Origin of the sequence: Actinomadura oligospora ATCC 43269, from assembly GCF_000518265.1 — a bacterium.
In the GTDB taxonomy this organism is placed as follows: Bacteria; Actinomycetota; Actinomycetes; order Streptosporangiales; family Streptosporangiaceae; genus Spirillospora; species Spirillospora oligospora.
Map to the genome: position 1 here is coordinate 270,717 of NZ_JADG01000003.1, position 15,279 is coordinate 285,995.

Genomic DNA, 15,279 nt, shown 5'->3' on the forward strand with positions numbered 1-15,279 from the left:
CCGGTGCGTGAACCCCGGAGGGGTCGGACTACAGTGGACCCGCGGTTGAGGCGACCGGCACGACGCCGAAAGCGACCGCGAAAAGCATTAGCAGGCCGGGGCACCCGTCCCGGACCGGCCCGAAGGATCGCGGGGGCACCGTTTGGTGGACGCGATTTGGCGGACGCGAATTCCCTTGCCTAGTTGGACGTGGACCCGATTGTGACGGTGCTCAGTAACAAGCTCGGCGTCGAGCAGCTGGACGACCCGATGCCGGGGGCGGCATCGGCGGCGGCCCCCTCTGCCGCGACCCCGGCCGAGAGGCGGACGCTCGGCACGAGCGTCCGCGCCTACGTGGCGCTCACCAAGCCCCGCGTGATCGAGCTGCTCCTGATCACGACCATCCCGGTGATGTTCCTGGCGGCCGACGGCCTGCCCTCGCTCGGCCGGGTGCTGCTGACCTTCGCCTTCGGCTGGATGTCGGCGGGCGCGGCGAACGCGGTCAACTGCTACATCGACCGCGACATCGACGCCAAGATGCGCCGCACCCGGCGCCGCCCGCTGGCCCGCGCGCAGGTCCTGCCGGGCCGGGCGCTCGCCTTCGGGATCGCCCTCGCGGTGATCTCCACGGTCGGGTTCGCGCTCGCGGTGAACGTGCTGTCGGCCGCGATGTCGCTGTTCGCGATCCTGTTCTACGTCTTCGTGTACTCGCTGCTGCTCAAGCGCCGCACCTCCCAGAACATCATCTGGGGCGGCATCGCGGGCTGCATGCCGGTGCTGATCGGCTGGTCGGCCGTCCGCGGCTCCATCGACTGGACCCCCTTCGTCCTGTTCGGCGTGGTGTTCCTGTGGACGCCGCCGCACACCTGGACGCTGGCGATGCGCTACAAGGAGGACTACGCCGTCGCCAAGGTCCCGATGCTGCCGGTCGTGGCGTCCGAGAAGCGGGTCCTCGGCGAGAGCCTCGCCTACACCTGGGCGACCGTGGCCTGCTCGCTGCTGCTCTGGCCGGTCGCCGGGATGACCCCGGTGTACGGGACCGTCGCGATCCTGCTCGGCCTGGTCTTCCTCGCCGAGGGGCACCGGCTGCTGAAGGACGTCCTGAGGGGCGTGACGGGCGTGCACCTGCGGCCGATGCGCTTCTTCCACCTCTCCAACGTCTACCTGGCGCTGCTGTTCACCGCCGTCGCCGTGGACCCCCTCCTGCACTGATCATCGCGGCGGGCGCGGGTCCGCGCCCGGCCGCCGGTTCCTGAACGATTGCCCCAGGTCGGCGGGGTAGTGTCAACGCCGCGCTCACGCGACCGTTACGCTCCCGCTATGGCGCGCATTGATCCCAAGGCGGTGCTCGAGGGGCGGATGCCGGGGCGTCCCCCGGTGGGCCTCCTGCTCGGCCTCACCGTCTCCTCCCTGTGCGCCCTCATCGCGCTCGGCATCGACGCCATCTACGGCGGCGCCGGGTTCTGGGTCGGGATGATCCTGGCGATCCTCCCGATCCCGCTGCTGATCGCCCTGGTCCTCACCCTCGACCGGATGGAGCCGGAGCCTCCGCGCGCCCTGGTGTTCTCGTTCATGTGGGGCGCGGGCGTCGCCGTCCTCGGCGCGCTCGTCCTGAACACCCTCGGCCTGCTCTACATCACCGTCCCGATCTTCGGGGAGGTCAAGGGGCACTTCATCAGCGCCACCTTCGGCGCCCCGGTGATCGAGGAGTCGCTGAAGGGCGCGGTCCTGTTCGGGCTGCTCTGGTGGCGGCGCAACGAGATCGACGGCTTCGCGGACGGGATCATGTACGCCTGCATGGTCGGCCTCGGCTTCGCGATGATGGAGAACGTCACCTACTACATGCGGGCGTTCGACCTCGGCGGCACCAAGCAGCTCCAGACCGTGTTCATACTGCGCGGCATCGTCGCCCCGCTGAGCCACCCGCTGTTCACCTCCATGACCGGCATCGGCGTCGCCTGGGCCGCCACCCACCGGCGCGGACGCATCACCGCGCCGGCCCTCGGCCTGCTCGGCGCCATGCTCCTGCACGGCCTGTGGAACGGTGCCGCCGCCATGGGCCTCGGCGGCCTCGGCTCGGTCTACGTCCTGGACGCGGTCGTCCTGGCCGCCCTGCTCACCGTCGTGTTCGTCGAGCGGCACAACACCGTCCAGCGGATCGAGCACATTCTGCCGATGTACGAGCCGACCGGCCTGGTCACGCCCGCCGACATCCGGATGCTGAAGTCCATCCCGGCGCGCCGGGCCGCCCGCCGGTGGGCCCGCGCGCTCGGCGGACGCGGCGCGGCCAAGGCGATGGAGGACTACCAGCTCGCCGCGACCGAGCTCGCCCTGCTGCACAAGCGCGCCGAGCGCGGCGTCGCCGAGCCCCGCTGGTTCGAGGCCCGCCGCGACTCGCTGCTGAGCCTGATGGGCCTGGCCCGGCAGACGTTCCTGCGCACGGCGCCGCCCGCGCAGCGCCAGGGCCCGCCCTGGGCCGATCCGGGGCCGTCCGGCTTCGTCCCGCCGCCCGCCCCGGGCCCCTACGGCTGAGGGCCGGGCAGAGGCCGCAGGGCGGCCCGCCGGGCGGTCTGGCGGACGGGCCGGTAAGCGAAACGCCCATATACGCCTTGGACGGGGGCCGGGTCAAGGCTTCGGGGGCCCGGCCCTACGATGAGGGGCGTGGCCGAACGATCCCAGACCGCTGCTGCCCCACGCCCTGCCGACCCGCGCCGGTCGCGCAATCCGCTCACCCGGGTGATCGACTCCTTCTGGAACCCGACCCCGGCGTCGCTGCGGCTGCTGGCGCTGCTCGGCGTCATCGGCAACGCGCTGATCGTCGCGACCGGCGGCGCGGTCCGGGTGACCAAGTCCGGCCTCGGCTGCCCCGACTGGCCCCGGTGCTCGGGCGACAGCCTCGTCCCGACGCACAACCCGGCGCACTCGGCCGCCAATATGGCGATCGAGTTCGGCAACCGGATGCTCACCTTCGTGGTGCTGGCGATCGGCGTCCTGGTGTTCGTGGCGGCGCTGCGGCTGGTCCCGCGCCGCAAGGACCTGGTCTGGTGGGCGCTCGCCCAGCCGATGAGCGTGGTCGCGCAGGCGGTCATCGGCGGCATCGTGGTGCTGAGCAAGCTGCACCCGGCGGCCGTCGCCCTGCACTTCCTGATCTCGCCGGCGCTGCTGGTCTTCTGCGTGGCCCTGTACGAGCGCTCGGGCGAGGGCGACACGGCGCCGGAGCGGATCGTCCGGCCGGTGCTGCGCGGGCTGTCGGCGGTGCTGGCGTCCGCCGCCGCCGTCGTCCTGGTCGCCGGGACGGTCGTCACCGGCACCGGCCCGCACGCGGGCGACGACAAGTCCCGCCGCTGGGGCTTCGAGATCGAGGACGTCACGCGCGTGCACAGCGGCCTGGCCTGGATCACCGTCGGGCTGACCGTCCTGGCCCTGATCGTGGCCTTCCGGACCGGCGCGCCCGCCGCCTACCGCCGCCGCGTGCTCACCCTGGTCGCCATCGAGGTGGCGCAGGGCGCGCTCGGCTACATCCAGTACTTCATGGGCGTTCCCGGGCCCCTGGTCGTGCTGCACATGCTCGGCGCGGTGCTGCTCTGGATCACCGCCCTGCGCATCCTGTTCGCGACCCGCGACCGCGGTTCGATGCCCGCGGCCGAGACGGCGGCCCCGGCCCCGTCCTCCCGCACCGAGCCTCAGCCCGCCTGAACCGCATGGTTCTCTGAAGCCAGCCTGGGCTGCGGGGTTCTCCGCTTGGCACGGCACAGGCGCAGGCCCCCGTCCGGTCGTCCGGACGGGGGCCTGCGGCCTTTCGTCAGCCCTTCTTGGCGAGGAACTCGCGGAGGCGGGGGAGCGGCCAGGTGTTGATCACGTCGTCGGGCGTGATCCAGGCGCGCTGGGCGGTGCCGACCGAGAACCGGATGTTGCGCATGTCGGCGACCGAGTGCGCGTCGGTGTCGATCGCGAACCTCACGCCAAGCCGGAGCGCCCGGCGGGCCAGGTCGGCGGGCAGGTCGAGCCGGTCGGGGAACGAATTGACCTCCATCGCCGTCCCGGTGCGGGCGGCGGCGCGGAACACCTCGTCCCAGTCGGCGTCGACCGGGGCGCGGCGGCCGAGGGACCGGGCCGTGGGGTGGCCGATCACGTGGACGTGCGGGTTCTCGCACGCGGTGATCAGGCGGCGGGTCACCTCCTCGCGGCTCTGGGTGAAGTGCGAGTGGACGGACGCCACGCACACGTCGAAGCCCTCGAGGAAGTCGGCGTCCCAGTCGACCGAGCCGTCCGGGCCGATGTTCAGCTCGGTCCCGTGCAGGATCACCAGGTCCGGGTACTGCTTCTGGAGCTCCCGGACGCGCTCGCGCTGGGCGAGCATCTTCTCGTCGGTCATCCGCTGCATGACCAGGTCGGGCGCGTGATCGGTGACCGCGTAGTACTCCAGGCCCCGCGCGGCGGCGGCCTTGACCATCTCCTCCAGGGAGGCGACGCCGTCGGTGAGGTCGGTGTGGGTGTGCAGGTCGCCGCGCAGGTCGTCCACCTGGACGAGCCGGGGGAGCTCGTCCTTCCGCGCGGCCTCGATCTCGCCGGTGTCCTCGCGCAGCGGCGGCGGGATCCAGGGCAGGCCGAGCCGCCGGTACACCTCGTCCTCGGTCTCGGACACCACCAGCTCGCCGGACTCGACGTCGAACAGGCCGTACTCCGACAGCTTCAGCCCGGCCCGGACGGCCATCTCGCGCGTGCGGATGTTGTGCGCCTGCGACCCGGTGAAGTACTGGAGCGCCGCGCCCCACGACTCCGGCGGGACGACCCGCAGGTCGACCTGGAGGCCGCGGGAGGTGCGCACCGAGGTCTTCTTGTCGCCGCTCCCGATGATCTCGGTGACGAACGGCAGCTCCTTGAACGCCTCCATGATCGGGTGCGGATCGTCCGAGGCGACCAGGACGTCCACGTCGCCGATGGTCTCGCGCCACCGCCGCAGCGACCCGGTGTACTGGCACCGCTCCACGCCCGGCAGCCCGGAGATCGCCGCGACGACGTCGTCGGCGAGCCCGCTCGCGACGTCGATCAGGGCGCGGTCACCGGTCTGCGACAGCAACTCGATGCCGTGCAGGATGTTCTCCACCGACTTCGGGCCGAAGCCCTTGACGCCCTTGAGTCGCTCCTTGCCGATCGCCTCCGACAGCTCGGCGACCGAGGAGATGCCCAGCTCGTCGTACAGCTGGTAGGCGCGCTTCGGGCCGAGCGTCGGGATCTCGGTCAGCGCCCGGACCCCCGCGGGGATCTGGGCGCGCAGGTCCTCCACCTGCCGGATCGTGCCGGTTTGGTTGAAGTCGAGCAGCTTCTTGGCGATCGCCTCGCCGACCGTCGGGATCTTCCGCAGGCCGGGGAGGCCGAGGCCGGAGATGTCGTCCGGGAAGCCCTCGACCGCCCGGGCGGCCTTCTCGTAGGCCCGGATCTTGAAGGCGTCACCGCCGGTGATGGACAGCAGGTCGGCGAGCTCCCGTAGCAGCTCGGCGGCCTCCTCGTTCGCGCGTGCCATACCGGCAGCCTACGAGGCGCCTACGACAGAACACGGGCCGGGCGGGCCACGATCCGCCCGCCCGATCGGGCGACAGGATCAGCCGAGCGGCGCGACAGGGTCAGCGGAGCGGGGCGACGGGGCCGTCCGGCTGCTCGGTGCGCCCTCGGACGACGGCCTCGGCGATCTCCCCGGCGCGCTCGTCGGAGTAGGCGCGGAACCCGTCCGCGGTCACCACGGCCAGCGAGGGGTAGATCCGCCGGGACGTGTCGGGCCCGCCGGTCGCCGAGTCGTCGTCGGCGGCGTCGTACAGCGCCTGGACGGCGACCAGGGCGGCCTCGTCCTCGGTCAGGTCGTCCCGGTACAGCTTCTTCAGCGCGCCCGAGGCGTACGGCGAGCCGGAGCCGTCCGCGTGGTAGCGGCGCACCTCGGTCGGCGCGCCGGTCACGTCGTAGGAGTAGATGCGTCCGACGCCGTCGTCGAGGTCCCAGCCCGCGAGCAGCGGCACGACCGCGAGGCCCTGCAGCGCCGCCGCCAGGTTCGCCTGGACGACCGCGCCGAGCCGCCGCGCCTTGCCCGGCAGCGACAGCGGGACGGTCTCCATCTTCTCGTAGTGCTCCAGCTCCACCTGGAACAGCCGGACCATGTCCATCGCCAGGCCGACCGTCCCGGCGAACGCGACCACCGAGTGGTCGTCGCCGCGCTGGACCTTGTTCAGCTCCCGGTAGGCGATCTGGTGCCCCTGCGTGGCACGGCGGTCGCCCGCCATCAGCACCCCGCCGGGGAAGGTGAGCGCGAGGACCGTGGTGCCGTGCGGCAGGTCCAGCGGGCGCGCGGCCTCGGGCGTCCGGTTCACCGGCAGCAGCTCGGGCGCGTGCAGGCGCAGGAAGTCCACGAACGACGCCTGTCCCGCCTCGAAGAACTCGGGCGGCAACCCCTGCTCGTCGTTCAGGCCGGTCACGGCGGCTCCTCTCGCTCTCGTCGGGACGCCGGGTCCGTCCCGAGATCGATCCTTGCACGCTACCGCGCGCCCCGCCACATCACGCCCTCGCCGGGCGCCGGGTCAGGGTTGGGGGGTTTCGGGCGGGGGCTTCTCGCCGAGGGTGGCGCCCGCGCAGGCGGCCATGACGCAGACGATCGCCACCCACTGGAGGCCGGACAGGACCTCGCCGAGGAGGACGACGCCGACCAGGGCGGCGACGGCCGGTTCGAGGCTCATCAGGATGCCGAACACGCGCGCGGGCATGCGGCGCAGCGCCTCGAGCTCCAGCGAGTAGGGGATCACCGACGACATCAGGCCGACGCCCAGGCCGAGCAGCAGCAGCCGCGGGTCGAGGAGCTTCGCGCCGCCGGTCGCGATGCCGACCGGGAGCATCGCTGCGGTCGCGACGATGCTGGCCAGGGCGAGGCCGGTGGAGCCGGAGAAACGGCGTCCGGTGGCGGCGCTGAGGAGGATGTAGAGGGCCCAGCCGACGCCCGCGAGCAGCGCGAAGCCGATGCCGACCAGGTCGGTGGCGCTGCCGCTGCCGCGTGCCAGGAGCAGCACGCCGCCGGCGGCCAGGGCCGTCCACAGCAGGTCGCGCGGACGCCGGGACGCGAACACCGCGACCGCCAGCGGCCCGAGGAACTCGATCGTGACCGCGACGCCCAGCGGGATCCGGGAGAACGACTGGTAGATCGCGAAGTTCATCAGGCCGAGCGTCAGGCCGAAGCCCGCCGCGACCGCCAGGTTGCGCCGCGAGTGGTCGCGCAGGATCGTCCGCAGCGCCCTGCGCGCCACGAACGCCAGGACGACCGCGGAGGTGACCAGCCGCAGCAGGACCAGCGCGGCGGGCGGCAGCTGCCCGAACAGGTGCTTGGCGATGCCCGCCCCGACCTGCAGCGACAGGATGCCGAGCAGGATCAGCGCGGGCGGCGGGACGGCGCCGAGCGAGAAGCGGGCGGCGCGGCTCGCGCCACCCGCCGGAAGGGCCGAACCGGGGGCTTCGGCGAGGGCCAACGGACTACTCCCAGCGGAAGAAACGGGCGGCGAGGGCGAGACCGGCGACGGCCCACACCGCGAGGACGATCAGGGGCTTGCCGGGCAGCGTCGCGCCGTGCTGCAGGACCTGCCGCAGCCCGCCCGCGAGCGCGGAGATCGGCAGCAGCTCCAGCGCGGCGCGCACCCCGTTGGGGAACTTGGTCAGCGGGAACACCACCCCGCCGACCGCGAGCAGCAGGATGTAGACCAGGTTCGCGGCGGCGAGGGTCGCCTCGGCGCGCAGCGTCCCGGCCATGAGCAGCCCGAACCCGCTGAACGCGGCGGTGCCGAGCAGCAGCAGGACGACCACGGAGAACGGGTCGCCGTGCGGGTGCCAGCCGAGCGCCAGCGCGACCGCGCCGATCACGACGGCCTGCAGGATCTCCACGAGGACGACCGTGAGGGTCTTGGCGGCGATCAGCCCGGCCCGGGGCAGCGGCGTCGCGCCGAGCCGCTTGAGCACGCCGTAGCGGCGTTCGAAGCCGGTGCCGATGGCCTGGCCGGTGAACGCGGTCGACATGACCGCGAGGGCCAGGACGCCGGGTGCGAGGAAGTCGACCCGGTCGCCCGGCCCGAGGTCGAGCAGGGACGTGGCGGAGAACAGCGTCAGCAGGACGACCGGGATGATCAGCGTGAGCAGCAGCTGCTCGCCGTTGCGCAGCAGCGCGCGCAGCTCGTAGCCGGTCTGCGCGGCGATCATCCGGGGCAGCGCGACGGCGCCCGGGGCGGGCGTCAGGTCGAGCCGTCCGGCGGCGGTGGCCTCGGTGGTGGTCTCGGCGGAGGTGGTCACGAGCGCAGCTCCCGTCCGGTCAGCTCAAGGAAGACGTCCTCGAGGGTGCGGCGCTCGATCCGCAGGTCCTCGGCGAGGACGCCGTGCGAGGCGCACCAGGCCGTCACGGTGGCCAGCAGCTCGGGGCCGACCTCGCCCTCGACGAGGTAGTGCCCGGAGGGCGACTCCTTGGCGGCGCTGCCCACCGGGAGCGCCGCCAGCAGCTCGTCCAGGCCGAGGCCGGGACGGGCGCGGAAGCGCAGCTGCCGCTCGGCGCCGGTCAGCTCGGCGGGGGAGCCCTGCGCGACGACCCGGCCGTGGTCGACGATCACCACGTGGTCGGCGAGCCGCTCGGCCTCCTCCATGTAGTGCGTGGTCAGCACCACCGACACCCCGGCGTCGCGGAGCCCCGCGACCAGGTCCCAGGTGGCGTGCCGGGCCTGCGGGTCGAGCCCGGTGGTCGGCTCGTCCAGGAAGACCAGCTCGGGGCGTCCGACGATGGCGAGGGCCAGCGAGAGGCGCTGCTGCTGCCCGCCGGACAGCCGCCGGTACGGGGTGCGGGCGTGGCCGGTGAGGCCGAGCCGTTCCAGAAGCGCTTCCGGGTCGAGGGGGTTCGCGTGGAACGCGGCGACGAGCTTGAGGAACTCGCCGGCCTTCGCGGTGCCGGGGACGCCGCCGGACTGCGGCATCACGCCGACGCGCGGCTTGAGCGCCCTGGCGTCGGCGACGGGGTCGAGGCCGAGGACGCGGACGGTGCCGGAGTCGGCGCGCCGGAAGCCCTCGCAGATCTCGATCGTGGTGGTCTTGCCCGCGCCGTTCGGGCCGAGCAGCGCGGTGATCTCGCCGCGCGCGGCCCCGAAGGACGACCCGTCCACCGCGGTCTTCGCGCCGTACCGCTTGACCAGCCCGTCGATCCGGACCGCGCTGCCGGATGTGGTGGTGTCGTCTCCGGGGGGTGCCATGCCCCCGAGTTTATGACCGGCCCTTCCACGTTCCGGCCCGGGATGCCCGTGCCGCGCCGTGACGGTCGCCACGTCCGCGTTCCGGCGGCTCTCCGGAGCCCGCCCACGGCCGCGGACGCCCCTGCGGACGCCCCTGCGGGCGGCCCGCGCGACGGGGACGCAGGTCGGTGAAAGTCCCGACAAAGCTTCGGTGATGGGACGGTCCGTCGGCGCGGGGGAGGCCGGGGCCGGTGGCAGCGTGACGGTCATGGCCGCTCAGCTGCGTCAACTGCGCAACCGCATCCGCTCGGTGAAGTCCACGGCGAAGATCACCCGGGCCCAGGAACTGATCGCCGCCGCGCGGATCTCGCAGGCGCAGCTGCGGCTGTTCCAGGCCATGCCGTACGCGCGGCAGGTGACGCGGGCCGTCGAGGCGCTGATCGGCCACCACGTCCACATGGACCACGCGCTGCTGAACGAGGCCCCCGACACCTCGCGGGTCGCGCTGCTGGTGGTGACCAGCGACCGCGGGTTCTGCGGCGCGTTCAACAACAACGCGATCAAGCAGGGCGAGGCGCTGATGGCGCGGCTGCGCGAGCAGGACGCCGAGCCCGTCCTGTACGTGTGCGGGCAGCGGGGGATCGACCACTTCCGGTTCAAGGGCGTGCCGGTCGAGCGCTCCTGGCACGGCGACTCCGGGCGGCCCGACTACGCGACCACCGCCGAGATCGGGCAGACGCTGCTGGAGGCGTTCGACCTTCCGACCAGGGAGGGCGGCGTCGGCGGGGTGCACGTCGTCTACACCGAGTTCGTGTCGATGCTGTCGCAGCGGGTGGCCGTCCGGCGGGTCCTGCCCCTGGAGATCGAGGAGGTGGAGGAGGGGGAGGCCGAGGCGCGGGCGGAGTCGGCCTACGAGTTCGAGCCGGATCCGCTCCTGCTGCTGGACGGGCTGCTCCGGCAGTACGTCCACGGCCGCCTCTGGCACATGCGGCTGGAGTCGGCCGCCGCCGAGCACGCCGCCCGCCGGGCCGCGATGATGTCGGCCACCGACAACGCCATCGAGTTGATCGAGAGGCTCACCCGGCAGGCCAACGAGGCCCGCCAGGAGGAGATCACGATGGAGATCACCGAGATCGTCGCGGGTGCGAACGCGCTCGGGGCCGGCCGGAGCGACTGAGCCGCCCGAGGCCCCGAGGCGAGGGTAAAACCTTCCCTAAAACTGGACATAAAGCTCAAAACAGACTAAAACCGTCCCTCAATCAGGAGGATCGCCGACCGGGGGACGGAAGCAGGATGGCGCTGAGCGCGGGTGAGCACAGGACGCTGGCGGAGATCGCGCGGCGCGTGGCCGCCGACGACCCCGAGTTCGGCCGCCGCCTCTCGGCGTTCGGCGGCTACGAGACCAGCGTCCTCGGCCTTCCGTCGGGCTGGACGCTCGTCCCGGTCGCGCTCGTCGGAGCCATACTGGTCGCCGGGTTCCTGGTGGTCTCGGTCATGACCTCGGGCGCGGGCGCCTCGGGCGGCGCGGACGCCGGGACCGGGACCGGGCCCGCGGCCTGTGCCGGGCACCCCGCCCAGGCGCTCGCCGGGAACTGTCGGGGCTGACCACTCGACACCTTCTCCGAACCTTTCCGGGATCGCCCCGGCCGATGTGAAATCGGCCGGGGCGATCTTATTTCTCATGTGAATATGCGAGTTTCAAGTGGTGCCGGTCACCACGTGCCGCCAACACTTCTCGAAGGGTGATGCGTCGGGGTCCTCAGGGTCGCAAAGGGCGGTCAAAGAAGCGTCCCCGATCTGTCGACGCTGGGCCTCGGAACACCTCGGACGGCCTGTGTGGCCAGGCGCTCAGAGGTCGTGCGGGCCAAGGGAAGGTCATGCGAAGCGCCCTGCGCGGTAAATGTGAAAACCCCTCCAAGCCACTCGCATTTCGGGCGTACTAACGTCTTGATCGTTCACGAGTTTTCGTGAACCCGCCCAGGGGTAATTCCCCGCATGTCGCATGATCGTTTGGTGCGGCCGGGGGTGAATCGGATCGGTCGAGGGGGCGCGGGATATGAGCGATCGGGCGACACCGTCGAGGCCATCGGCGGGGGAGGCGGGCGAACTCGACCGGGCCGGGGAGGCGCAGCCGGGCAAGGTCCTCGGAGAGGCGGGGAAACTCGGGCTCCCGCAGTCCACGGCCCTGGTCGTCGGCAACATCGTCGGAACCGGCATCTTCCTGCTGCCCGCCTCACTCGCAGCCATCGGGACGATCAGCTTCCCGGTCATGATCGCCACCACGGTCGGCGCGATCGCGCTGGCCCTGGTGTTCGGCAAGCTCGGCGCGCGGATCCCGGCGTCCGGCGGGCCCTACGCCTACGCGCGCAACGCCTTCGGCGAGTTCATGGGGTTCTGGAGCGCCTGGTCGTTCTGGATCACCGCCTGGGGCGGCAACGCGGGCATCGCGGTCGCCTGGGTCGGCTACGTCAACCACTTCCTGCACTGGGACAACACCGCCGGGCAGATCGTCATCGGCCTGGTCGGCATCTGGATCCCGGCGCTGATCAACCTGACCGGCGTGAAGAACATCGGGCTGTTCCAGAGCGTCACCACGGTGCTGAAGTTCGTCCCGCTGATCTTCGTCGGCATCATCGGGCTGTTCTTCGTCACGTCCGCCAACTTCGGCCCGTTCAACGCCGGCGGCGGCTCGATGTGGAGCGCGATCACGCTGTCCCTCGGCCTGATCCTGTTCATCTACTCCGGGATGGAGTCGGTGACCATCGTCGCCGAGCGGATCAAGGACCCCGAGCGCAACGTCGGCCGGGCCAGCGTCTACGGCGTCCTGGCCTGCGGCGCGATGTACCTGCTGGCGACCTTCGCCGTCTTCGGGACCGTCCCGCACGACCAGCTGATGAACTCCACCGCCCCGTTCGCCGACTCCCTGAACAACATGTTCGGCGGCGCCATGTGGGGCAACGTGATGGCGGTCTGCGCGATCATCTCCGGCATCGGCGCCCTGAACGGCTGGACGATGCTGGTCGCCGAGATGCCCATGGCCGCCGCCCGCGACGGCATGTTCCCCAGGTCCTTCGCCCGGCTGTCCAAGCGCGAGGCCCCGGTCGTCGGCATCCTCGTCGGGACGGGCCTGACCACCCTGATGCTGCTGTTCGCCTACGCGTCCGAGAACACCTTCAACACGATCCTGCTGTTCGCGTCCTTCACCACCGCGATCCCCTACTTCTTCTCCGCCGCGGCCCAGCTGTTCTGGCTGGTCACCGGGGGACGGGAGGTCAACAAGGCGCGGATGGCCAAGGACATGACCGTGGGGGTCGTCGCGCTGGTCTTCTCCTTCGCCATCGTCTACAGCTCCGGCGAGCAGGCCGTCATGCTCGGCACCCTCGCGATGCTGATCGGCGTCGTCGTCTACATCTGGACCAAGGCCCGGCGCGGCGAGTACGGCCCCAGGAGCGAGGGCGCGACCGCGCCGCCCGCCCCCTCCGGCCCGTCCGGCGGGCCCGGGACCGCCGCCGGTTCCAGCGGCTGAGCCCTGCGGCGTCCCGCCCGGCCCGCCCCGGCCGGACGCCGCCACCGCCGCCGCCGCACATCTGAACTTCCACCACCGAGCAAGTCAGCAAGGAGGCTGAACATCATGTCCTTCCACGTCGAGTCCGAGGTCGGCAAGCTGCGCCAGGTGCTGGTGCACCGCCCGGAGCTCTCGCTGAAGCGGCTGACCCCGTCCAACGCCGCGGACCTGCTGTTCGACGACGTCCTCTGGGTGCAGCGGGCCGGGGAGGAGCACGAGGAGTTCCAGAAGGTGCTGCGCTCCCGCGGCATCAAGGTGCACCTGCTGCTGGACCTGCTGCGCGAGACCATCGAGATCCCCGAGGCCAAGAAGCACATCCTGGACTACGTGATCGACCCGCACTGGTTCGGTCCCCTGGCCACCGACGGGATCCGCAACGCCTTCGACGCCATGGACCTGCGCGAGCTCGGCTCGTTCCTCATCGGCGGCATCACCAAGCGGGAGCTGCTGGAGCGGATGGACGACATCAAGTCGATCGCGTTCCACGCCATCCAGATGGACGACTTCATCCTCCCGCCGCTGCCGAACCACCTGTTCACCCGCGACACCTCCTGCTGGGTCTACGACGGCGTGTCCATCAACGCCATGAAGAAGAAGGCCCGGATGCGCGAGACGGTGAACATGGAGGCCGTCTACAGGTGGCACCCGCTGTTCGCCGGCGGCTACAACAAGCCGGACGCGGGCGGGTTCAACGTCTGGAACGAGGGCACCCCGATGGCCCCCACCACGATCGAGGGCGGCGACGTCCTGGTCATCGGCAAGGACTCGGTGCTGATCGGGATGAGCGAGCGCACCCAGCCGCAGGCCGTCGAGATGCTCGCCAAGTCGCTGTTCGCGCAGGGCTCGGCCAAGAAGATCGTCGCCCTGCAGATGCCGCAGAAGCGCGCCTTCATGCACCTGGACACGGTCATGACGATGGTGGACCACGGCGTCTTCACCAAGTACGCGGGAATGGGCCTGCTGCCGTCCTTCACCGTCGAGCCCGGTGACACCGAGAAGGAGCTCAAGGTCACCGACCACAAGGCCGACGACATGCACAAGGCCATCGCCCACGCCCTGGACCTGGACGACATCAAGGTGCTCACCGCCCACCAGGACGTGTTCGCCGCCGAGCGCGAGCAGTGGGACGACGGCTCCAACGTCCTGGCGGTCGAGCCGGGCGTCGTCGTCGCCTACGAGCGCAACACCACCACCAACAACTACCTCGCCAAGAACGGCATCGAGGTCATCACCATCCGGGGCAGCGAGCTCGGCCGGGGCCGCGGCGGCCCCCGCTGCATGAGCTGCCCGCTGGAGCGCGACGCCTGACCGGTCCGGCCGCCGGACGCGAGGGCCGGGCCCGCCAGGGTCCGGTCGCCCGTCCACCCGGACCGCCCGTCCGCCGGGCTCTCCCGCCCGCTGCCCGCCCGCATCTCGCCCGAACGGAGATACCGACACCATGGGTTACAACCTGTACGGCCGCAGCTTCCTCAAGGAGCTGGACTTCACCCCGAAGGAGTGGAAGTACCTGCTCGACCTGTCCGCCGACCTCAAGGTGGCCAAGCGCAGCGGCGCCGAGGAGCCCCGGCTGCGGCGCAAGAACATCGCGCTGATCTTCGAGAAGTCCTCCACCCGCACCCGCTGCGCGTTCGAGGTCGCCGCCTACGACCAGGGCGCGCACGTCACCTACCTCCCCCCGTCCGGCTCGCAGATGGGCCACAAGGAGTCGGCCAAGGACACCGCCCGCGTGCTGGGCCGCATGTTCGACGGCATCGAGTACCGGGGAGACAGCCAGAAGACGGTGGAGGAACTCGCCGAGTACTCCGGCGTCCCGGTCTGGAACGGCCTGACCGACGAGTGGCACCCGACCCAGATGCTCGCCGACCAGCTCACCATGTTCGAGCACGGCAACGGCCGTCCGCTCAACTCGCTGTCCTACGCCTACCTCGGCGACGCCCGCAACAACATGGCGCACTCCTACATCGCCGCGGGCGCCCTGTCCGGCATGGACGTCCGGATCGCCGCGCCCAGGTCCCTCTGGCCCGACCAGGACATGGCCGTCAAGCCCGCCCAGGAGATCAACGCCCGCACCGGCGGCAAGCTGCTCATCACCGAGGACGCGCGGGAGGCCGTGCGCGGCGTCGACTACGTCGTCACCGACGTGTGGGTGTCGATGGGCGAGCCCAAGGAGATCTGGGACGAGCGCATCAAGCTGCTCAAGCCGTACCAGGTCAACGCCGAGATCATGAAGGCGACCGGCAACCCGAACGTGAGGTTCATGCACTGCCTGCCCGCGTTCCACAACCGCGAGACCACGGTCGGCGAGGACATCTACCGCAAGACCGGCCTGGACGCCCTGGAGGTGACCGAGGAGGTGTTCGAGTCCGAGGCGTCCATCGTCTTCGACGAGGCCGAGAACCGCCTGCACACCATCAAGGCCGTCATGGTCGCGACGCTCGGCTGACCGGCTCCCTTCGCCCACGACTTCCGCCCACGACTTCCGCCCTTCGACCTTCGATTCAG

Annotated in this window: 13 protein-coding genes; 8 read left to right on the forward strand and 5 right to left on the reverse strand. The window is 71.4% G+C overall.

Annotated elements, in window-relative coordinates; genetic code table 11:
* Nucleotides 1–249: 249 nt before the first annotated feature.
* The 3 genes from P696_RS0101215 (at nt 250) to P696_RS0101225 (ending at nt 3,675) form a co-directional block, all read left to right on the forward strand.
* Nucleotides 250–1,191, forward strand: coding sequence for a heme o synthase (locus tag P696_RS0101215; protein WP_026410908.1), 942 nt, complete (start codon nt 250–252; stop codon nt 1,189–1,191).
* A gap of 108 nt (nt 1,192–1,299) precedes the next feature.
* On the forward strand, nt 1,300–2,511 hold the full coding sequence (locus tag P696_RS0101220; protein WP_026410909.1) for a PrsW family intramembrane metalloprotease: 1,212 nt from the start codon (nt 1,300–1,302) through the stop codon (nt 2,509–2,511).
* Between the two features lie 129 nt (nt 2,512–2,640).
* Nucleotides 2,641–3,675: a COX15/CtaA family protein gene (locus P696_RS0101225; protein ID WP_026410910.1), complete on the forward strand. Its 1,035-nt coding sequence runs from the start codon at nt 2,641–2,643 to the stop codon at nt 3,673–3,675.
* Between the two features lie 106 nt (nt 3,676–3,781).
* Here the strand turns inward: P696_RS0101225 and polX are convergent, their stop codons facing one another.
* The 5 genes from polX to P696_RS0101250 all read right to left on the reverse strand — a co-directional run bounded on the left by polX (nt 3,782) and on the right by P696_RS0101250 (nt 9,233).
* Nucleotides 3,782–5,503 carry a DNA polymerase/3'-5' exonuclease PolX gene (polX, locus tag P696_RS0101230; RefSeq protein WP_026410911.1) on the reverse strand — a complete coding sequence of 574 codons (1,722 nt, stop codon included), beginning with the start codon at nt 5,501–5,503 and terminating at the stop codon, nt 3,782–3,784.
* Between the two features lie 100 nt (nt 5,504–5,603).
* The gene (gene prcB / locus P696_RS0101235) at nt 5,604–6,443 is read right to left on the reverse strand and encodes a proteasome subunit beta (RefSeq protein WP_051466542.1); all 840 of its coding nucleotides are present in this window, start codon (nt 6,441–6,443) and stop codon (nt 5,604–5,606) included.
* 102 nt (nt 6,444–6,545) lie between these two features.
* Complete coding sequence (locus P696_RS42450; protein WP_034482690.1) at nt 6,546–7,481, reverse strand: EamA family transporter; 936 nt, start codon at nt 7,479–7,481, stop codon at nt 6,546–6,548.
* A 4-nt stretch (nt 7,482–7,485) separates the two neighbouring features.
* Nucleotides 7,486–8,202, reverse strand: a complete 717-nt coding sequence (locus tag P696_RS0101245) for an ABC transporter permease (RefSeq protein ID WP_051466794.1) — start codon at nt 8,200–8,202, stop codon at nt 7,486–7,488.
* 86 nt (nt 8,203–8,288) lie between these two features.
* Entirely contained in the window at nt 8,289–9,233 is a 945-nt protein-coding gene (locus tag P696_RS0101250; RefSeq protein WP_051466543.1) for an ABC transporter ATP-binding protein, read from the reverse strand.
* Between the two features lie 247 nt (nt 9,234–9,480).
* Here P696_RS0101250 and P696_RS0101255 point away from each other — a divergent pair, with 247 nt between their 5' ends.
* The 5 genes from P696_RS0101255 to argF all read left to right on the forward strand — a co-directional run bounded on the left by P696_RS0101255 (nt 9,481) and on the right by argF (nt 15,220).
* A complete protein-coding gene (locus tag P696_RS0101255) occupies nt 9,481–10,389 on the forward strand; it encodes a F0F1 ATP synthase subunit gamma (protein ID WP_026410915.1) in 909 nt (302 codons plus the stop codon).
* Between the two features lie 116 nt (nt 10,390–10,505).
* The gene (locus tag P696_RS0101260) at nt 10,506–10,817 is read left to right on the forward strand and encodes a DUF3040 domain-containing protein (RefSeq protein WP_026410916.1); all 312 of its coding nucleotides are present in this window, start codon (nt 10,506–10,508) and stop codon (nt 10,815–10,817) included.
* 451 nt (nt 10,818–11,268) lie between these two features.
* On the forward strand, nt 11,269–12,738 hold the full coding sequence (locus P696_RS42455; RefSeq protein ID WP_051466545.1) for an amino acid permease: 1,470 nt from the start codon (nt 11,269–11,271) through the stop codon (nt 12,736–12,738).
* A gap of 105 nt (nt 12,739–12,843) precedes the next feature.
* Entirely contained in the window at nt 12,844–14,085 is a 1,242-nt protein-coding gene (locus tag P696_RS0101270; RefSeq protein ID WP_026410917.1) for an arginine deiminase, read from the forward strand.
* Between the two features lie 130 nt (nt 14,086–14,215).
* A complete protein-coding gene (gene argF / locus P696_RS0101275; protein WP_026410918.1) occupies nt 14,216–15,220 on the forward strand; it encodes an ornithine carbamoyltransferase in 1,005 nt (334 codons plus the stop codon).
* The last annotated feature ends 59 nt before the right edge of the window (nt 15,221–15,279 follow it).